The sequence below is a fragment of the Nocardia asteroides genome (assembly GCA_019930625.1).
Taxonomy (GTDB): Bacteria; Actinomycetota; Actinomycetes; order Mycobacteriales; family Mycobacteriaceae; genus Nocardia; species Nocardia sputi.
Genome location: CP082844.1, coordinates 3,563,732 through 3,582,689 on the forward strand (window position 1 = coordinate 3,563,732; position 18,958 = coordinate 3,582,689).

Annotated in this window: 21 protein-coding genes; 11 read left to right on the forward strand and 10 right to left on the reverse strand. The window is 66.7% G+C overall.

Annotated features, from left to right (window positions below; all coding sequences use genetic code 11):
* The first annotated feature begins 15 nt into the window (after positions 1–15).
* The 3 genes from K8O92_16310 (at position 16) to K8O92_16320 (ending at position 1,644) form a co-directional block, all read left to right on the forward strand.
* The gene (locus tag K8O92_16310) at positions 16–321 is read left to right on the forward strand and encodes a hypothetical protein (protein ID UAK35244.1); all 306 of its coding nucleotides are present in this window, start codon (positions 16–18) and stop codon (positions 319–321) included.
* Between the two features lie 62 nt (positions 322–383).
* Positions 384–1,382: a hypothetical protein gene (locus tag K8O92_16315; GenBank protein ID UAK35245.1), complete on the forward strand. Its 999-nt coding sequence runs from the start codon at positions 384–386 to the stop codon at positions 1,380–1,382.
* A gap of 1 nt (position 1,383) precedes the next feature.
* The gene (locus tag K8O92_16320; protein ID UAK35246.1) at positions 1,384–1,644 is read left to right on the forward strand and encodes a hypothetical protein; all 261 of its coding nucleotides are present in this window, start codon (positions 1,384–1,386) and stop codon (positions 1,642–1,644) included.
* Positions 1,645–2,488: 844 nt separating this feature from the next.
* Here the strand turns inward: K8O92_16320 and K8O92_16325 are convergent.
* On the reverse strand, positions 2,489–2,830 hold the full coding sequence (locus K8O92_16325) for a helix-turn-helix domain-containing protein (protein UAK35247.1): 342 nt from the start codon (positions 2,828–2,830) through the stop codon (positions 2,489–2,491).
* Positions 2,830–3,240: a type II toxin-antitoxin system RelE/ParE family toxin gene (locus K8O92_16330; protein ID UAK35248.1), complete on the reverse strand. Its 411-nt coding sequence runs from the start codon at positions 3,238–3,240 to the stop codon at positions 2,830–2,832. The genes K8O92_16325 and K8O92_16330 overlap by 1 nt, the downstream gene beginning before the upstream one ends.
* Before the next feature lie 646 nt (positions 3,241–3,886).
* On the opposite strand from K8O92_16330, the gene K8O92_16335 reads away from it, so the two are divergent.
* Positions 3,887–4,531: a dihydrofolate reductase family protein gene (locus K8O92_16335; GenBank protein UAK35249.1), complete on the forward strand. Its 645-nt coding sequence runs from the start codon at positions 3,887–3,889 to the stop codon at positions 4,529–4,531.
* Positions 4,532–4,667: 136 nt separating this feature from the next.
* Entirely contained in the window at positions 4,668–5,483 is an 816-nt protein-coding gene (locus K8O92_16340; protein UAK35250.1) for a DUF1206 domain-containing protein, read from the forward strand.
* Between the two features lie 45 nt (positions 5,484–5,528).
* On the opposite strand, the gene K8O92_16345 is transcribed toward K8O92_16340, so the two are convergent.
* Entirely contained in the window at positions 5,529–6,893 is a 1,365-nt protein-coding gene (locus K8O92_16345; GenBank protein ID UAK35251.1) for an FAD-dependent oxidoreductase, read from the reverse strand.
* Positions 6,894–7,124: 231 nt separating this feature from the next.
* Here K8O92_16345 and K8O92_16350 point away from each other — a divergent pair, with 231 nt between their 5' ends.
* From K8O92_16350 to K8O92_16370, 5 genes are all read left to right on the forward strand, one after another.
* Entirely contained in the window at positions 7,125–8,372 is a 1,248-nt protein-coding gene (locus tag K8O92_16350) for a cytochrome P450 (GenBank protein UAK35252.1), read from the forward strand.
* 149 nt (positions 8,373–8,521) lie between these two features.
* Complete coding sequence (locus tag K8O92_16355) at positions 8,522–9,418, forward strand: metal ABC transporter substrate-binding protein (GenBank protein ID UAK35737.1); 897 nt, start codon at positions 8,522–8,524, stop codon at positions 9,416–9,418.
* Positions 9,415–10,149 (forward strand): metal ABC transporter ATP-binding protein, encoded by a 735-nt coding sequence (locus tag K8O92_16360; protein ID UAK35253.1) that lies wholly within the window; start codon positions 9,415–9,417, stop codon positions 10,147–10,149. Before K8O92_16355 ends, K8O92_16360 begins: the two co-directional genes overlap by 4 nt.
* 27 nt (positions 10,150–10,176) lie before the next feature.
* Positions 10,177–11,061 carry a metal ABC transporter permease gene (locus tag K8O92_16365; protein ID UAK35254.1) on the forward strand — a complete coding sequence of 295 codons (885 nt, stop codon included), beginning with the start codon at positions 10,177–10,179 and terminating at the stop codon, positions 11,059–11,061.
* A gap of 88 nt (positions 11,062–11,149) precedes the next feature.
* Entirely contained in the window at positions 11,150–12,229 is a 1,080-nt protein-coding gene (locus tag K8O92_16370; protein UAK35255.1) for an ADP-ribosylglycohydrolase family protein, read from the forward strand.
* A 299-nt stretch (positions 12,230–12,528) separates the two neighbouring features.
* Here the strand turns inward: K8O92_16370 and K8O92_16375 are convergent, their stop codons facing one another.
* Positions 12,529–13,149 carry a TetR/AcrR family transcriptional regulator gene (locus K8O92_16375; GenBank protein UAK35256.1) on the reverse strand — a complete coding sequence of 207 codons (621 nt, stop codon included), beginning with the start codon at positions 13,147–13,149 and terminating at the stop codon, positions 12,529–12,531.
* A 78-nt stretch (positions 13,150–13,227) separates the two neighbouring features.
* Here K8O92_16375 and K8O92_16380 point away from each other — a divergent pair, with 78 nt between their 5' ends.
* On the forward strand, positions 13,228–14,658 hold the full coding sequence (locus K8O92_16380) for an MFS transporter (GenBank protein UAK35257.1): 1,431 nt from the start codon (positions 13,228–13,230) through the stop codon (positions 14,656–14,658).
* Positions 14,659–14,890: 232 nt separating this feature from the next.
* On the opposite strand, the gene K8O92_16385 is transcribed toward K8O92_16380, so the two are convergent.
* The 6 genes from K8O92_16385 to K8O92_16410 all read right to left on the reverse strand — a co-directional run bounded on the left by K8O92_16385 (position 14,891) and on the right by K8O92_16410 (position 18,844).
* Positions 14,891–15,805, reverse strand: coding sequence for an esterase family protein (locus K8O92_16385; protein ID UAK35738.1), 915 nt, complete (start codon positions 15,803–15,805; stop codon positions 14,891–14,893).
* 147 nt (positions 15,806–15,952) lie between these two features.
* Positions 15,953–16,345 carry a DUF6463 family protein gene (locus tag K8O92_16390; protein UAK35258.1) on the reverse strand — a complete coding sequence of 131 codons (393 nt, stop codon included), beginning with the start codon at positions 16,343–16,345 and terminating at the stop codon, positions 15,953–15,955.
* On the reverse strand, positions 16,345–16,890 hold the full coding sequence (locus K8O92_16395) for a TetR/AcrR family transcriptional regulator (protein ID UAK35259.1): 546 nt from the start codon (positions 16,888–16,890) through the stop codon (positions 16,345–16,347). The genes K8O92_16390 and K8O92_16395 overlap by 1 nt, the downstream gene beginning before the upstream one ends.
* A gap of 60 nt (positions 16,891–16,950) precedes the next feature.
* Complete coding sequence (locus K8O92_16400) at positions 16,951–17,493, reverse strand: hypothetical protein (protein UAK35260.1); 543 nt, start codon at positions 17,491–17,493, stop codon at positions 16,951–16,953.
* Positions 17,490–17,936 carry a DUF4281 domain-containing protein gene (locus tag K8O92_16405; protein ID UAK35261.1) on the reverse strand — a complete coding sequence of 149 codons (447 nt, stop codon included), beginning with the start codon at positions 17,934–17,936 and terminating at the stop codon, positions 17,490–17,492. Before K8O92_16405 ends, K8O92_16400 begins: the two co-directional genes overlap by 4 nt.
* Entirely contained in the window at positions 17,933–18,844 is a 912-nt protein-coding gene (locus K8O92_16410; GenBank protein ID UAK35739.1) for a hypothetical protein, read from the reverse strand. The genes K8O92_16405 and K8O92_16410 overlap by 4 nt, the downstream gene beginning before the upstream one ends.
* Positions 18,845–18,958 lie beyond the last annotated feature (114 nt).

Genomic DNA, 18,958 nt, shown 5'->3' on the forward strand with positions numbered 1-18,958 from the left:
GACATGGGGGAAATCATGGCTGCCGCAGCGGATCTCGATTCGTCACGGACGCAAGAACTCGCGACGACGCTGGGCAAAGCGGAGACGCAGATCGCGGGGATGTTCACCGGTGAGACCGGGGATGCTGGTCTGACGTTGCCGGGAACGAAGATTTCGGATGTGTCGACGACTGCGATCGCCAAGGTCGCGAAAGCGGCACAGACGTTGATCGCCGACTATGACGCGCTGTCGGAGGCGACCTCGACCGCGGTGAGGGAGTTTCAGAACAAGGATACCGAGAACGCGGGCGATATCGCTGCTGCGCAGGGGGCGCTGGCATGAGGACCTCGGGTTCCGAGCAACAGGATTCCGTTGCCGGGGCGGCGCCCCTCACCGTCGCGCAGGTGCTGGCTTGGGAGCCTGCGACGTTGCGGACGCGAGGTGATGGCTGGTCCCTCCAGGCCTCGAATCTGACAAGCTTCGATGACACCCAGTACCGCGCCGTCGATGCCGGTCGTGACTTCTGGACGGGTAATGCTGCGGAGGCGATGCGGTCCAAGCACGAGGAAATTCGCACAACCACAAGGCGTCTCATCACGGCCCTGCAGGACGGTGCGACCGCGGCGCAGTCCGGTGCGAGCACTTTGGACTCAGCGAAGACCGCCGTGGTCAATGCGGTGAGGGCGGCGGAATCGAAGGGCTACGAGGTCGGTGACGACGGAGCCGTCACCATCTCGACCAGCACCCATCAAACCCTGCTGTCGCAGTTGCCGGACGCCTCGTCGTATTCGGTGGCGGCGGGAACGCTGCAGGTCGATGCGGATGCCTCGGCCACCGCGGTGAAGCAGGCACTCGAGAATGCTCGCACCGCCGCCGGCTCCGTGCAGTCCGCGATCGAAACCGCGTTCAGCCGACTCCCGGAGGGGGATTCGGTGATTTCTTACGGGCTCCCGCAGAACACCGGTGGGTACGGCAGCTACACGAAGGAGTACCCCTTCACCGCACCGTCCGGCTATTCTCCCGCCCAGATCCATGACGAGATCGCGAAGAACTTCGACAAGTACTTCCCGTTCAGCGGCTGCGGTCCCACCATCGAGACCGGCAAGGAATGTCGTCTGGATTCGCCGGTCGGTGGGCAGCCGGTCCGGATCGAATACGTCGGCCCAGAGGGGATCGTCATCAAGTCGCTCGACGGCCACATCGAAGGCGCCGATCGCACGATCACTTTCCAAGCGCTACCGACGAGCGGAAACCTGTGGGAGCTGAAGGTGGACGCCTGGGGCCCAGTCGGCGGGGCTTCAGCGATTCCGGGCGGCGGCGAGGCGAGTGGCACCGTCTGGCAACGCTTTGCCAGCAACCTCACCGACCGCCTCCCCGCGGCCCCTGGCCCGGGGACGGCCTGAGATGGTGATCGTCAAAGACGTCCTGCTGTTCCTGTCCGGCGCCATCAGCGCCTGGGTCGTCTCACTGCTGCTTCTCTATATCTTCTATATTTCCGCCGCAGACAGAGTCGCCTTTCCATTCATCGGCGCCCTAGTCGCGGTGGCAATCCTCACCGCATCAGCCCTCGGCGCGAACAGGTTCTCCCGTCGCGCCCGCCTCGGATTCGGCATGGGCGCACTTGCCTACGGGATCGCTATTCTGTTGTCCGCGATTCTGGGCTGAGCCGCCCGGCTGCGGTCGCGGCGATGACCGTTGCGCGCGGCTTGCCGCACCAAGTTCTGGTGGAGCCTGCCTTCGCTGCCGAGGGGTTCGAGTCCCCTTAGCTTCACTTCGTAGGAACCCGCAGGTCAACGGCCTGCGGGTTCCTACTGTTTTCGGGCCGAGGCCTATCATGACCGGGGAATCGGCGTTTGAACTGCGGATTTGGATGGATCTCGGTTCGATTCGCATCAAGTCTCTTGCTCTGCGTCGTCTTGGCCACGTGATGCTCTACCTTCAGTTGAGACATGCGCGCTGATAGGTTGGGCAGGTCCGTCAACCCGATGCGGCAGTGGTCGGACCTCAACAAGGAGTACATGTACACAAGGAGGCGACCGGCGTGGGCTTCCACGATGAGCGTGAGCGGAGCCGTCGAATTCGTCCTTCTGAAGGTCGGGTTTCCATCAGTACGTTGTGACTTGGATCAAGGATCGGCCGCATGCTACTGACGAGGATTGTGCAGCGGCGGCACGGGAGCACTTTGACGGAGTAACTGCAGACAAGATCGCGGAGATACGCCGAAACAGACGGCCCCCTCCGCAGCGAGTTGATGCAGGTAATCGGATGGGTTACAAGCCATACGTGCAGGAACCCGTGGGGGATGTGAGCTCGCCCAGACCAGATTTGCCGCCGCGGGAGCCCTGCCCGTCGTGTGACATCCTGCCTGATATCGCTGGGAACTGTTTGCGTGGCTGACCGGCTGGTATGCGGAGCGAGACTGCCCCGGTGCCGGTGCAACCTTGATCGACGGCCGCTCATGGTCGAGTGCGCCGGCGATGTCAAGTCTCATCGGAGCGACTACTTGTGCTCAGGCAGCGTCGGTGTGGTGGCTGGTGAAGTTGACTCGGGTGTCGTCGGCGTCCAAGGCGATGTTGAGGGTGGCGTCGAGGGCATCGGCGAGTTTGGCGAGTAGGGGAAGGGTTGGCACGGTGTCGGAGCCTTCGATGCGCGAGATTTTGGCTTGGGTCAGGCCAGCACGTTCGGCGAGGTCCGCCTGAGTAAGGCCGAGTTCGGTCCGGCGGTCGTAGACGGCTTTGGCCAGTGCCATGGAGAGCCGGATTTCGCGGCGGGCCTCGGTGACGCCATCCGGTTCGGTGTAGCCCTCGGCAAGTTTGCGTTCCCGGAGGGTCTTCCAGCGTGCGTGGCTCATCAGTCCAGTTCTCCCTTCTCGAGGGTGCGGATGAATTCTTGATGGGCGGGCTCGTGTTCGGCTTGGCAGGTCTGTTGTGCGAGTTTCGCACGTTTGACCTCGGCATCTTCTCGCATACGAGTCTTGCGGAACACCGTCAGCAGGATGGCTCGTCGTCCAGGAGCGAGCCAGTAGGTGATGCGGATGGCTGCGCCATCCAGTGTTGGGCGTAGCTCGCGGACCCCGTCGCCAAGATATCGGGCGTAGGGTTCGCCCAGCGACTCTGCTTCTGCGGCGAGGAGGCCGACGTATTCGTCGATCTTGAGGAAGTGTCTGGCTGGCAGCGCTTCCAGCCAGTCCCGCACCTCGGGCTCGATCTCGATGGTGAACAGTTCGCTCACGGCACCAACAGTATATGTCGTCGACAACATATAGCAAGGTGACGGCCAGGGCGGTGTTCAACGCCAGTTATCCATTTGCCGGATCGTGATTACAGAAATGCACACCCTCAGCGGTACTGCCCGCCCTCGACCGAATCGTCACTCCTGCCGTCCCGCAGCACCTTGGCCACCTTCACCTGGCCATGTGGTGCTCCACCTTCAGCTGGGCCATGGACGCGCCAGTTTCGTGCCTGGTCACGATCGCCGCGGTCCTTCTGGGGCCAGCTGATTTTTCCGACCGCCAGACGTGTCCCTGCGGGATAGTGATGACCTGCGCGGTCCGCTTCCCTAGATCCGTTGCCACAACTCAGCGAAGTCCTCCAGCAGGTCGGTCCGGTTCGAGTAAGTTCCCGCCATGTCCACTTCAACAAAGATCGGGTCCGGCGAGTTCGCGGACTTGGCATTCGTCCTTGGCGGGCATCTCGAGGTATGCACGACCAGATTGCGGCTTCGTCTGCTCACACTCCGCTCGGGGACGTCGCTCCTACGGCCCGATCCGGCAGGTCGCATAGCCGTTGCCGTGGAATTCAGCTCCTCGGCGCTTGACGGCTGCCTGCTATCGGACCACTGATTGCAATGTGGGATCAGTCTGGGTACATTGCGAACCGATTGCAAACTGCAATCAGAAAGGGTTTCGATGAAACAGTTGGTCCGCGTTCAGAACTTCAGCGTCTCCGGTGATGGCTACGGTTCAGGGGAGGGGCAGAGCCTCGAGCGCCCGTTCGGCCATGCCGATCCCGGTCCGCTGTTCTCTTGGGCGGGCGCCACCGCTCACTGGCCCACCCGGACCGAGCCCGGCGGAACCTACGGCCTCGACGACTACTGCGCTCGCGATTTCCGCAACAACATCGGGGCCGAGATCATGGGGCGCAACAAGTTCGGTCCGCAGCGGGGGCCATGGGAGAACTACGACTGGCAGGGCTGGTGGGGGGACGAACCCCCGTTCCACACTCCGGTATTCGTCCTCACCCACCACGTGCGGCCCTCGTTCACGCTGGGGGACACCACGTTCCACTTCCTCGATGCGTCTCCGAAAGATGCGCTCGCTCGGGCATTCGATGCCGCGGAGGGTAAGGACGTGCGCATCGGTGGCGGTGTCGCGACGGTCCGGGAGTTTCTCGACGCGGATCTCATCGACACGATGCACGTCGCCGTCGCGCCGGTCGAGCTCGGTCGCGGTGAAAGACTGTGGACGAGTCCCGACGAACTCGTCGACCGTTTTCATCTGGAGCGGATCCCGAGCCCGAGCGGGGTGGTGCATCACTTCTTCTGGCGAAGGTGACCGACGGGCAGTAGCCGCCCCATAGCGGAGGTCGGAACTCACCTCAGAAACGCAGGGGTGCTTTTACGGCAGACGTGGGTATCCGGTCCGTGTTCTGCGAGCGGCTCGCGCCGCGGAACTTGGACGGAGAAGCAGTATGGCTAACACAAACCTTTCCGGCACCGCCGGACGGATCGCCCAGAACGGCGTCTTCGAGCGATTCGCCCGCGCGGGCTATGTCATGTCCGGCTTGGTCCACCTGCTCGTCGGCTACATCGCCATCCGGCTCGCGCTCGGCGGGGGAGGCGGCACCGCCGACCAATCCGGCGCCATGGCCGAACTGGCCGCCAAACCGGGCGGCGTGCTCACACTCGGGGTGGGCGTGGTCGCGTTCCTGCTGATGGCGCTCTGGCGGCTGGTGGAGGCCGTATTCGGCAGCGCGTCCAAACCCGGCGCCGACAGCAGGAAACACGAAGCGTTCGATCGCGCCAAAGCTTTCTCGCTGTTCGTGGTCTACATCGCGTTCGCCGTCTCCGCGTTCCGTTTCGCCCGAGGCAGCGGCAAGTCGAGCAGCAGTGAGAGCGTCGGGCTCACCGCCCGCCTGATGCAGAACACGGCGGGGACGATCGCCCTCGTCGTGGGCGGGCTGATCATCATCGCGGTCGGTGGCTACCACGTGTACAAAGGGGCGCGTCAGAGCTTCCTCGACGACCTCCACGGGACACCCAGCGCCTTCGTGCGGCGGCTCGGCACCGTGGGATACATCGCGAAGGGACTGGCCATCGGCGCGGTCGGGTTGCTGGTGATCTTCGCCACGCTCGGGTCGGATCCGAACAAGTCCGCCGGACTCGACGGCGCCTTGAAGACGCTGGGCGCTCAACCCTTCGGCGTGGCTCTGCTGCTCGTGGCGGGGCTGGGCATCATCACCTACGGGCTCTATAGCTTCGTGATGGCCCGGCGCGCCAAGATGTAGCGGAGCCGGTCCCGCCCGGAACCGACGGCGGCGGCGATCCCCTCGTCAGCCCACCGCGGCGGTCTCGTGCTCCAGTACTTCGCTGGCCGCGCGTTCACCCGAGCGGATGGCTCCGTCGATCCAGCCGCACATGACCGCGGAACTCTCGGTGCCCGCCCAATGGATGCGACCGCACGGCTCGCGCAGGGCGTGGCCGAACTGGGTGAGCACGCCGGTCGGGGCATGGCTGAGCATGCCGCCGCCGGAGTAACGCTCGACGCTCCAGTTCTGCTCGACGAAGTCGACGGGTGAGCCGGCTTTCCGGCCGAACCGTTCGACGAGTGCGCCGAGGATCGCGCTCTTGCGTTCCGCGTCATCGAGCCGGCCCAACTGCCGTGCGATGGGCCCTTCGACGATGACGCACAGGACACCGGGCCGCCCGGTGTCGGTGCACGCATCGATGGTGATCGTCGCAGGCGAACCCGGCGCGGCCGACTGCCCCGACAGCCCGTCGGCTCGCCAGAACGGTTCCTCGTACACGACGGAGATCTTGATGATCGAGCCGCTCGGCATACGTTGATGGAGGAACCAGCGATCGACGGGCAACATCGGTTTGTACGCGATCTGGTCGGCGATTGCCAAGGGGACGGCCACGATCGCGCGCCGGGCGCGCATGGTCACCTGGGCTGCGCGGACCGTCACCCCCTCGGCATCCTGATGGATGCATCGGACCGGTTGCGAGAGATGGATCGAATCGCCGAGTTCGGCGGCCATCGGCCCGTAGACGGCGCCCATGCCCCCGACCGGCCGCGCGTCCTGCGCTCCGTCCTTCACGCCCAGAACGAAGTCGGGTCCGCCCCCCGAAGCCATCTGGTACAGCACGAAAAGCAACGACACCTCCGAAGCCGCCGAGGTGTAGCAGCCCGCTATGGCGGTCTCGAGCAAATCGTGGGCGGGCTTGGACAGGACATTGTTCTCCAGCCAATGCGCCAGGCTGACCTGATCCCACTTGTCGGCCTTCTTCGCCGCCCACGGCGCTTCCAGCGGAACCGACTTGCACATATGTCCGAGCTCGAGGAATACCGCGCCGAGGTTCATCGCCGCCCACGGGCTCATGGTCCACGGGATCGTGCCCGTATAGCGGTGCTGCTTGCCGTCGACCACCATCAGGGCCGAGCCGTCGGTGTACTGCTTGTAACTCGCTACCCCGAACTCGGTCATCAGAGCCTGGACCCGGTCCTGACCCGGCCCGATCCAGGCGCCGCCGCGATCGATCCACGAACCGTCGTCGCGCACTTCGGTGAAGGTGCGTCCGCCCAGCCGGTCCCGTGCTTCCAGCAGCGCGACCGATCGGCCCGCTTGTTTCAGCCGCAGCGCGGCCGTCAATCCCGCGAAACCGCCGCCGATTACGCAAAAGTCGACGTCTGTCATGGCGTGCCGTCCTCGTGTCGAAGTTCCGCACGGCCGCCGTGGTACCCGCGCTCGATCGGCGCACTCGGCACAGCGGGTGCGATTCGCCTTCGATCAGGTCTACGCGTCGAATCTTGGGCAATTCTATAGCAAATTGCCGCGCTCGGTCATCTCGAGGCATTTCCGGTGCGGACGCCCGGCAAGCTGCCTAGGCTCACGGATCTTGTTGTCCGACCGCCTGGAGTTCCTCCGATGACGATGTCTCCGTCCTCTGCGCACAGCCGCGCGACGCATGGTTCGCCGATCGATACCGACGGCCCGCGGATTCCGCTTTTCGCAACGGAATTCGCTGCGGACCCGCACAGCGCCTATCGCGAGATGCGTGCGAGATACGGATCGTTGGCGCCGGTGGAACTGGCGCCGGGCGTACCGGCCACCTTGGTGATCGGTTATCACGCCGCGGTGCGGATCATGAACGACCCGGACCACTTCCCGGCCGACCCGCGCGCTTGGCAGCAGAACATCGCCGCGGACTGCCCGGTGTTGCCGATGATGCAGTGGCGGCCGAACGCTTTGCGGAATGCCGGAGCCGAGCATGCCCGCTATCGGCAGGCCAACGTCGCGGGGCTGGAGAAGGTCGACCTGTACGGCCTGCGCGACACCGTCGCGCAGCTGGCCATTCCGCTGATCAACTCGTTCTGTGCGGACGGGGCCGCGGATGTGGTGCGCCAGTACGCCTTTCCACTCGCCTTCGCGGTGCTGAACGCCTTGCTGGGGTGTCCGGCCGAGATCGCGCAGCGCGCCGCGACCGGTATGGCCGCGATCTTCGAGGGTGTCGAGGCGGAGCGCGGGAACAAGATGCTCATCGATTCGCTGGGGGAGTTGACGCTGCTGAAACGGGCCGAACCCGGCAACGACATCACGACGCGCATGCTGCGGCACTCGGCGGGGTTGAGCGACACCGAGATGGTGCACCAGCTGGGGACCCTGTACGGCGCGGGTATCGAGCCTCAGCAGAATTTGATCGTCAACACCTTGCTGCTGATCCTCACCGACGAGCGCTTCGGCGGCAGTGTGCTGGGCGGGAGCCTGTCGACCCGGGACGCTCTGGACGAGGTGCTGTTCAACGATCCGCCGATGGCGAACTTCTGCTTCAGCTTCCCGAAGCAGCCGGTGCTGATCGATGACGTCTGGCTGCCCGCCCACCAGCCGGTGGTGATCAGCATGGCCGCCTGCAACACCGACCCGGCGATCAGAACCGACCAGTACGCGGGCAATCGGGCGCATTTGGCGTTCGGCGGCGGGCCGCACGTGTGTCCGGCGAGTTCACTGGCCTACCTGATCGCCCAGGACGCCATCGACCAACTGCTCGACGCCCTGCCGGAGATGCGGCTCGCCGTCCCGGTGAACGAGCTGATCTGGCGTCCGGGTCCGTTCCATCGAGCGCTGACCGCCCTCCCGGTCGTTTTCCCGGAGTCGGCGCCCCTGCCGGTGCTGTAGTTCGCGGGACGGCTGTTCCGGCGGTCCGAAGCGACGAGCGACTCTTCGTTTCAGCGACTCTAACTTGAAAGTTAGGGTAAGCGAACTTATCATCTCCTTGTATGAAGGTTCGGCTCCACCCGCTGCTCGCCCTGTCTCCACGCCGATGGATGGCGGCGATAGCCGTGGGCGCGCTGGCATTCACGCTCACCGCCTGCGCCGAGAGCGGCGCCGGACCCAACGATCGGCCGGTGGTGCTCACGACGTTCACGGTGCTCGCGGATATCGCCAGGAACGTGGCGGGCGAGCACCTGACCGTGGAGTCGATCACCAAGGCGGGTGCGGAGATCCACGGCTACGAGCCGACGCCGGGTGACATCAAGAAGGCGGCCAAGGCGGACCTCATCCTGGACAACGGCTTGAACCTGGAGGCGTGGTTCGCCCAGTTCGTCTCCGACTTGCGGGTGCCGCATGTCGTGGTCAGCGAGGGTGTCGCCCCGTTGCCGATCCGCGAGGACGCCTACCAGGGCAAACCGAACCCGCACGCGTGGATGTCACCGCAGAACGCGCAGATCTACGTCGACAACATGGTGCGGGCGTTCAGCGATCTCTCTCCCGGCCATGCCGCCGATTTCCGTTCCAACGGGGAGCGGTACAAGTCCGAGCTGCGCAAGGTGCACGACGAACTCACCGGTACCTTGAACGCGCTGCCGCCGAACGAGCGGGCCTTGGTGACTTGCGAGGGCGCGTTCTCCTATCTGGCCCGCGATGCCGGCCTCACCGAGAAGTACATCTGGGCGGTCAATGCCGAGCAGCAGGCCACGCCCCAGCAGATCGCGTCGGCCATCGACTTCGTCCGGCAGCAGCGGGTGCCCGCGGTGTTCTGCGAGTCCACGGTGTCGGACGCGCCGATGCGCCGCGTGGTCGAGGCCACCGGCGCGGCGTTCGGCGGGGTGCTGTACGTCGATTCGCTGTCGGAAGCCGACGGCCCGGTCCCGACCTACCTGGCGTTGATCCGCCACGACGCGCAGACGATCGGCTCCGCACTGACGGGTCGCCGTCCATGAGCGGGCCGGTGATCGAGGTGCGTGGCGTCAGCGTCCACTACGGCGAGGTGCCCGCGCTCGAGGACGTCGATCTGACCGTGAACGCGGGGCGGGTCTGCGGTCTCATCGGGATGAACGGTTCCGGCAAGTCGACGTTGTTCAAGACGATCATGGGCCTGGCTCACCCCGACCGGGGAACGGTTCGGATCAACGGCGGCGCGCCCGTCGCGGCGCGGCGCGCGGGCATCCTCGGCTATGTCCCGCAGAGCGAGGACGTCGACTGGAGCTTCCCGCTTTCGGTCCGAGACGTGGTGATGACCGGCCGCTACGGCCGACTCGGTTTCACCAGGCGTCCGCGTGAGGCGGATCGGGAAGCGGTCGCGCACGCACTGGAACGCGTGGAACTGACCGACCTCGCCGACCGGCAGATCGGGCAGTTGTCCGGCGGACAGAAGAAGCGCGCCTTCGTCGCGCGCGGGCTGGCCCAAGGCGCGACCGTCCTGCTGCTCGACGAACCGTTCGCGGGCGTCGACAAGCGTTCGGAGGCCACAATCACCGCACTGCTGCGGCAGCTCGCCGGCGACGGCGCCACGATCCTGGTGTCGACGCACGACCTGCACGCCTTGCCCGGCCTCGCAGACGAGGCGGTGCTGCTGATGCGCACCGTGCTCGCCCAGGGCGATCTCGACGCGGTCCTGCGGCCGGAGAACCTGGCCAGGGCGTTCGGCCTGGACGTGATGAACCGGGTGTGAGCCCCGGCCGAGTGTGGGGACAGATATATGAGCTTGACCGAAATTTTCATCGATCCCCTGCGCTACGAGTTCATGGTGCGCGCACTGGCCACCACCGTGACCGCGGCGCTGGTGTGCGCGGTGCTGTCGTGCTGGCTGGTGCTGATCGGGTGGTCGTTGATGGGAGACGCCGTCTCGCACGCGGTGCTGCCCGGTGTGGTGCTGGCCTACATCGTCGGGCTGCCGTTCGCGGTGGGCGCGATCGTGTTCGGATTCCTGGCGGTGGCGCTGATCGGCGTGGTCCGGGACACCAGCCGGATCAAGGAGGACGCCGCCATCGGCATCGTCTTCACCACACTGTTCGCCTTCGGCTTGGTGCTGGTCTCGGTGACGCCCAGTCAGACCGATCTCAACCACATCGTGTTCGGCAACCTGCTCGGCGTCAGCCGCGGTGAACTGGTGCAGGTGGTGATCCTCGCCGCGATCACCCTCGGCGCGCTGATTCTCAAACGTCGCGACTTCACTCTCTACGCCTTCGACCCCACGCACGCGCACGCCATCGGCCTCAGTCCGCGGTTGCTCGGCACGGCACTGCTCGGATTGCTGGCCCTCACCGCCGTTGTCGCCCTGCAAGCGGTCGGCGTCGTCCTCGTGGTCGCCATGCTCATCATCCCGGGCGCGACGGCCTACCTGCTCACCGACCGCTTCGGCCGGATGTTGCTCATCGCCCCCGCCATCTCGGTGACCTGTGCGGTGGCGGGCCTGTACCTGAGTTACCACCTCGACACGGCTCCCGGCGGCATGGTTGTCGTCGTCCAAGGGATGGTCTTCACGGCCGTGTATCTGTTCGCGCCGCGTCAAGGCGTGATCGGTCGGCGGATCTTCGCGGCACGTCGGCTGAAGAACGCGGATTCGGTGAGCGTTCGAGAGTGAACGCAGCAGAGTGGCCGGGGGGCTGAGTGGGGGCACCGGTACCGCCACTGTGGTGGACCGCGGGCCGGATGCGTGATGATGTTGTCTCGTGGTGGATTACACGATGGTCTTCGATCGGGTCCGGGGGTCTCTGCTGGGTGGGGCGGTGGGTGACGCGCTGGGGTGGCCCATCGAATTCCTGCGGCTGGAGCAGATTCGGCAGCGGTATGGCGATCACGGCGTGACGGGCTTTCTGCCGCAGCATGTCCAGGACGCGGCGCAGCAGATCACCGACGACACGCAGATGACGTTGTTCACCGCTGAGGGGCTGTTGCGGTCCGCGCCCGGCGCTGATCCGCTGCCGGCGTTGCGCCGAGCATATCTGCGCTGGTGGCAGACGCAGCGGCAAGAGGCGCCCGCGCCCCACGTCGACGGGTGGCTGGCGAGCCTTCCCTTTCTGTACGCGGCGCGCGCGCCCGGGAACGCGTGCATGTCCGGGCTCGGGCAGCAGTCACGGGGGTTCGTCGCACCGAACCCATTCGGGGAGAGCGGGCCGGTGAACCCGCATTCGAAAGGCTGCGGCACCGTGATGCGGTCCGCGCCGATCGGTCTGGCCGGTATGGGGTCCGACCTTGCTTTCACCACGGCCGCGCGGGCCGCTCAATTGACCCACGGGCATCCGACGGGATACCTCGCGGCGGGGGCGTTCGCCGCACTGATCGATCGTGTGGTGAGCGGTGTCGAGCTGTCGATCGCCGTACGGGAGACGATCGCTCAGCTCACGACTTTCCCCGCGAGCGCCGAGACGGTGGCGGCCCTGACGCGAGCTGTGGAATTGTCCGAGGAGGGGGTCTCCGCCGAACAGGTCGAGCGGGTCGGCGAAGGGTGGGTCGCGGAGGAATGCCTGGCCATCGCGGTGTATTGCGCACTGCACGCGGCCAGGACCGGTGATGTGCGCGCGGCGTTGCTGCTGTCGGTGAACCATTCCGGCGATTCCGATTCCACGGGTGCGGTGGCAGGCAATCTGATCGGCGCCGTCCACGGGGTCTCCGGATTGCCGAGGGAATGGGCGTCCGCGGTCGAGGGGCGCGACGTGCTGGTTCAGGTCGCCGACGATCTCGTCATGAACTTCGGGCTCGGCGACCGGTCCGGGCTCGCCGCCCGCTATCCCGCCGACGAGGGTTTGTGACGGTCGCTCCGGTGGTCGAGGCGGGGTCACGCCTCACCGCTGACATCCGCACCGGTCTCGCTCGGGTCTCGTGGTTCGGTAGGTAACCGGCACCTCCAGCGCGCGGTCGCGTAGCCACCGGTGAGCCGGGTCCGCCTCGAGCCGGACGTGCCACAGCGACGACCGTCACACGGTGCGGGGCCGCGGTCGTCGTCGCCGCCGGGCGCTGCGCCGTCATCGGCGGCACCATCGCTCGCGGTGATGCCCACGAGCGCGGGGATCATCGGATACGTTGTGCCGCTGATGGTCACGACACCTGGTCAGGGCAGTAGCTGACGAATCAGGGCGTCGGCGGCCCAGTCCTGCCACTCCTGGCTGGTCCAGCCCCGTTCGTGGACGAGGAGGTGGTAGGTCTCGGGCGCGAGGACCACCAAAGCGATGTCGGCGGCGCGGTCGGGGTCGATCCCTTCGCGCAGCGGGGTTTTGGCGGCCAGCGCCGCACCGAGGCGGTGCTGCACGAGGTGGCGTTGGGCGATGTTGGTCTGCCACAGTTCGGCCAGTTCCGGATCGGTCGCGGCGGCCGAGCGAACGGCCTCCAGCAAGGGGGTGACCCGGGCCAGGATCGCGCCCGCGGCCGCCACTTGGAGCCGGATCTGCTCGAGCGGTGGCGCGGCGACCGCCTCGGCGAACCACGGCCGGTCGAGCGTGGCGACCGGCTCGGTGTCGCCCGCGATCTCGACGTCGAGCAACTCCGCGAGGATCGCGCGCTTGGTGGCGAAGGTGAAGTACAGGGTCTGCACGGCCATCCCAGCTTCTTCGGCGATGGCCTTCATGGTGGTCGCCGTGTAACCGCGGGTGGTGAACAACTCCCCCGCCGCGCCCAGCATGCGCGCCCGATTGGCCGAGGTCTTGGCCGCGCGCACTCCGGTGTTCTTCGACATGGAGGACATCCTACTTGACTGGAGTTCAGCTCTAGTGAACTATTTCGCTAGATCGATGCTCTAGTGAAAGGATGCGTGATGGGCGGGTTGGGACGATGGCGGCTGCTGGTGATTACGGTTGTCGAGTTGGTGATCTTCCTCGATACGACGGTGCTGAACGTGGCGCTTCCGGAGATCGGGAGGCACTTCGGCCTGGGTGAAGCCGGTTTGGGCTGGGTGACCAACGCCTATCTGCTCGCGTTCGGCGGGTTCATGCTGCTGGGGGGCCGCGTGGCGGACCTGTACGGACCGCGCCGCATGTTCGGGGCCGGGCTGGCGGTCTTTACCGTCGCGTCCGCGCTGGCCGGATTCGCGGGCACGGCGTGGTTGCTGATCGCCGCGCGTGCCCTGCAGGGCATCGCTGCGGCCGTCGTGATCCCGGCGCAACTGGCGCTGCTGGCCACGGCGTTCACCGATCCAGCGGCGCGGCGCCGGGCCTTCGGAGTCTGGAGCGCGATGGGCGCCGCGGGCGCGGCGATCGGCACCGCGGTGGGCGGTCCGCTGACCGACGTCTTCGGTTGGCCGTCGATCTTCCTGATCAACCTGCCGATCGGACTGCTCGCGCTGGCGTTGTTGCGCAAGCTGCCCGCGGACCCCGCCAGCACGGCCGAGGCGGGACGACTCGATGTGCCGGGCGCGCTCACCGGAACGGGCGCGCTGCTGATCATCGGATACTCGATCGGCGCGTGGGGCGATCCGGGCCTCCGGCTGCTCGCTTCCGCGCTGCTCGGAGTGGGTGCCGCCCTTTTCGTCGGCTTCCTGGTCATCGAGCTGCGCAGCTCGCACCCGCTGATGCCGCTGCGGCTGTTCGCGATTCGTCAAGTGAGCGGTTCGGCAGCGGTGAACGCTCTCGTCGGCGCGGCGCACGTGCCCGCGTTCGCCCTGCTCGCGCTGTATCTGCAGAACACCCAGGGCTACAGTCCGACGGCGTCGGGGCTGGCGGTGTTACCGGTCGCGGTGGTCAACATCGTCGTCTCCCGCACCCTCATCCCGTTCGCGCTGGCGAAGCTCGGCCCCCAGGGTGTGCTGGCCGCCGGAATGGCGTTGCAGGCCGCGGCGCTGGCTTGGTTCGCGCGGGTGCCCGAACACGCCTCTTACCTCGTCGATGTGCTGCCCGGGGCCATCGTGTTCGGCGTCGGTTTGCCTGCCGCGTTCGTCGGCGTCACCGTCCCGGCCGTCACGGCGGTGGACGAGACGGATCGGGGCATCGCCGCCGGTGTCGTCAACACCGCGCAGCGGGTCGGAGCCGGGATCGGCGTCACGGCCGTGCTCCTGCTCGCGCAGACGGTGACCGAAAAAGCGAACGGCTCCTCCGTCGATGGCGTCCGCGCGGGCTTCGCAGCCGCGGCCTTACTGGCGCTGGTCGGTTGCCTGCTCACGGTTCTGGTGCTGCGGGTCCCGGTTTCCGAGGCCGATGCGGCCGCCGATGTCCTGAACGACGAGACGAATGAGTCCCACCCCCGTCGGTGAGCTCCGACACCACGCCGGGAGGGCCACCGCGCGGTCGGGCGACAGTGCGCGCGGAACCCGAGCCCGCCATCAGCGCACGGATGCGCTGGTCCGGTTCGCTGGGGGACAGGACATCGTGCCCGATCCACGCATGCGCTGGTGACCTGCGCTCGTCGCCACGGCCGGGCCCGCGCGGCGGCTGCGAGCCCGGCCGTGCGTCGTGCAGGATGAGCGCGCGGTCGGGAGCCGCTGCTCACGCCCCGAGGGCGCGGGCCAGGTGGGGCCAGGAATCGTGCAGGTCCGCCTCGAACTGCCCCCAGGTGTGCGAGCCCTCCGGGCGGTTGACATGGATCGCCGGTAGCCCGAGCTCGGTGAGACGGTCGGCGAAGGCCGCCGTGCACGAACTCGCGATCGCCTCGATCGGCGGGAAGGGCAGCCCTCCTCGATCTATCGCCCCCGGAGTGCCGGAGGCGGCGGACAAGTAGATGGTTTTCCCGGCCAGAGCGCCCGCGTTGGCGAAAGCGTCGTGCGCCCGCCAGACCGCGTCGCCCGGCGATCCCCACATGTTCGCCGGGTTGCCCCCGCCGCGGATGACCTGCGCGCTGACCATCGCGGCGCCTGCGGCGTCAGCGGCCCAAGGGCACCCGCTGTAGGCCGCCACGGCCTCGTACACCTCGGGCGCCTGAATCGCGAGGTCGACGGCCGAAGCGGCGCTCATCGACACCCCGGCGATCGCGTTTCGTCCGTTCGTATCCAGTTCGGAGTCGAGGGTTCCGGGAAGCTCCCGGGTGAGGTAGGTCTGCCATCGGTTTCGCCCCACCGCCGGATCGTCGGCGAGCCAGTCGGTGTACATGCTGTAGGCCCCGCCGACCGGCATCACCACATTGACGCGCTTGTCGGCGAAGAACGTACGAACGTCCGTGTCGTCCCACCACGAGATCCCGTCGACCCCACCGCCGATGCCGGTGAGCAGATACAGCGTGGGCGCGGGGCCGCCACCCGCGGCGCGGATCACCCGATTGGGGACCACCCGATCCATCGACGGCGAGTAGACATCGATCTGCGAAACCGAGCCTCCGAGCGGAATTTCCCCGACGACGCGGGCCCGCCCGGGCTCGGCTTCGGCAGGTTGAACGGAAAAGAGGGACACCGCTACCGCGGTCGCCAGCACGCTGACGAGCGCGCCCAAACACCTAGAAGCACTCACGATTTCGGTGTACCCACCCCGGTCCGCCGTACTCCATAAGCCGGTACGGATCTCACCGCAGACTACGCGAAAACGTCACGGAACCAGTCTGTTTCGGTGGAAGGCGTCTCACAGTTCCGGCTGGTCCACGCGGTAGGCGGCGGCAAGGGCTACCGCGGCGACGGCCAGTATCAGCCAGCCGCCGGTGACGGGAAAATAGATGACGGTCAGCGGGATTCCGATCGCGACCAAGTACCAGCCGACGTGGCCCGGTACGCGGCCGGTAGCGCTGAGCGCGTTGCGGGTGAGCGCGCCGATGGCCAACAGCGCGATTCCGCACATCATGAACCACACGCTGGCATCGCGCGCGAAATAGGCGGGATCGCCGGTGTCGGAGGCCGCCGCCAGGAATCCTTCGGACGCGATGCCGGACCAGTCGTTGGGCTGGATGAACGCGTACACGAAGTGGATCGCCGCCGTCGCGAAGAGCAGTCGGTGCACCCAGGGGCCGAGGGCGGGCATCAGTTCTCCTTCCGGATCGCCAGTCGCAGCACCAAGGCATAGATATCGGCGATCTCTTTCGCGGGAAGTGGTGGAATCACCTGCTGGGCCCCGACGAGTGCGAGGTAGAGCAGGCGCGCCAACGGTTCGATCTCCTCGTTGTTCTCGTGGAGATCGCGCAACAGTGACTCGAGGTATTCGACCCGCCTCCGGTCCACGCGCTGCTGGAGCCGGTACACCTCCGGGTCCTGCATCGCCCAGGAGCGCATGGCGATCTCCACTGCGTTGTCCGCGTCCTGATCTGCGAGTACGAGGTCCGTCAGCCGGGCGAGCTTGTCGCGTGCGGGGGCGTCGCCTGCCTCGGTTTCGGTGATATACCGGCCGGTGTACACGGATTCGAAGTGTTCGAGCAGGTCGGTCTTGTACCCGGACATGCCCCGGAAATGGTGGTAGAACGACCCTTTCGTGAGGCCGAGGTCGGCGCACAAACGCTTCACGGTGAGCGCCCGCGCCCCGTCCTCGGCCAGCACCGCCAACCCGGCGTCGAGCCAATCCCGCTTGCTCATCCGACCTCCTCGACCCTCGAGGCCGAACATACCATACCGTATGGGATGGATGCGAATGCCTCAGGCTGTCGTGCGGTCGCCGGCCCTATTCGCCTGGAAGTCGAGGCCTCGGCCTCCTCGGCGGGGGAGTTTCAGCACCCCGGCCGCCCACAGGGCAACGCCGATGTACAGCACCTGCTCCGGGATACGCGCCCACAGTGGCGTCGCGGGCGCGCCGTTGAACGGGACGTCGCTGACGGCTACGTAGATGTTGGCGGGCAGCATCACGACGAACAAGGCAGCCAGTCCCACCCCTGCGGGCCGGCGCGTGCGTGTGAGGAACAGGCCCACGGCACCGAGCAGTTCCAAAACGCCGGTCAGGTAGATCATCGCGCCGGGGAACGGTACGAACGGCGGCACCATCGGGAGGAGATCGGCATGGGTCGGGGCGGGGGAGTCCGCGAACGACTCCGGCAGGAAATGCGTTGTGCCGGTCATGATCAGCATCACGCCGAGGGCGTAGGCGCCGCAGGTGGGCCACGCGGCGAATCGGCGTGCGCCGAGGGCGCCTGCCGCACGCAGGACGAGCAGGCTGGTCAGCAGAACGAGGAGTGTTTCCATCATGCCTCCGTGGGGACGGTCCGGCCGGGCGCCGGTGTGGTGGTGAGTCGGATGAGCAGGTAGATCAGGACGCCGATCGGCGCGAACAGGATGGTGAGCACGAGCAGCGGGCTGATCAGCAGCGGTGTGCGTCCGCGGGCGCGGCTGTCCAGGAAGATCCAGCGTCCGAGGAACAAATCGAAGGCCACGAAGTGCGCCCATGCCGCCGCGGCCCCGGAGCTTTCACCGAGAACGGTTTGCAGCCCAGGCAGATTCGGGTTGATCAACGTCTCGGCGAACGAGCCGAACTCGGGCACGATCAGTGCCGCGTAGACGATCAGGGGCGGGAGGCAGATGAGCGGTGACGCGACGATCGCACCGGTCCGCCGCCACGTCGGCGCCAGGACCATCAGTGCCCAGAACGGCGCCGCCAACCAGAAGGTGATGTCGAAGAGCGATTCCGTCATCGGCTCGCTCCTGCGGGAAGTGTGTTCACCACAACGGCTTTCGAGCGCACCGCCATGGCTGTGGACACGATTGCGGCGAGAGTGATGACGGCGAAGGCGAGAAGAGTCGCCGCGTCGGGATGGACCACCGACTGTCCGCGCAACGCTTGCCAGGTCAGCACCGCGAGCAGCGCGGCGTAGGTCGCCGCCGCGACCGTGACGAGCCTTCGCCTGGTATCCGCCGATCGCAGAACCGGAATGCGGCGTGAGCCGTACTCGACGGCGAGCAGAACCAGCGGAATGACCTGCAACGCATGCATCCCGAGGAAATGGGGGATGCGCAGGTCGCCTCCGGCGGTACTCCAGCCGAGTATGGGCAACCCCGGCCCGCCGTCGGGAAGCCCGACGGTATGGGCGCCGCTGATCGAGCTGCCCGCGGCTCGTTGCTCGGGTGTCGGTCCGACCATCAACATCCCTAGTGCGGCGCCCGCGAGCGACAGGACGGCGCCGTAGCGGATCGCCGCGTTGCGGGCGGGGTCGCTCGCCGGGTCGACGAACACCGCCGCGGACGCGATCAGTGTGGCCACCCAGACGACCACGATCGAGGAGCCCATGATCTCCCACAGCGCCGCGTTCAACGGCGTCGTGAAATTGAAGTGGCTGGTCGTGCCCCGCACGATCTGGGTGGTGATGACCAGCAACTCCACCGCCAGGCCGAGCGCCGCGACCGTCCCGGCCCACCAGGCGACGCGGCGCCAGCGAGTGAGCTGGGCGATCAACCACGCCCACGTCACGGCGTAGATCAACACCGAGAGGGCGAATTTCGCGGATTTGGCCCAAATCGGCAGCCCGGTCAGGGTGCGGTCATCGACGACGATGCCCGCGATCGACCACACGACCAGGAGTGCCATCGCGACGGCGAGCAGCATCAGCGGGCGGTGCCAGGAGAGGGCGGGGAAGCGCCGGAAGAGGGTAGTCACGCACAGGGCCTTTCGGGAACTAGCACTATCGATAGTGAAACTATCAGTAAGATTATGGATAGC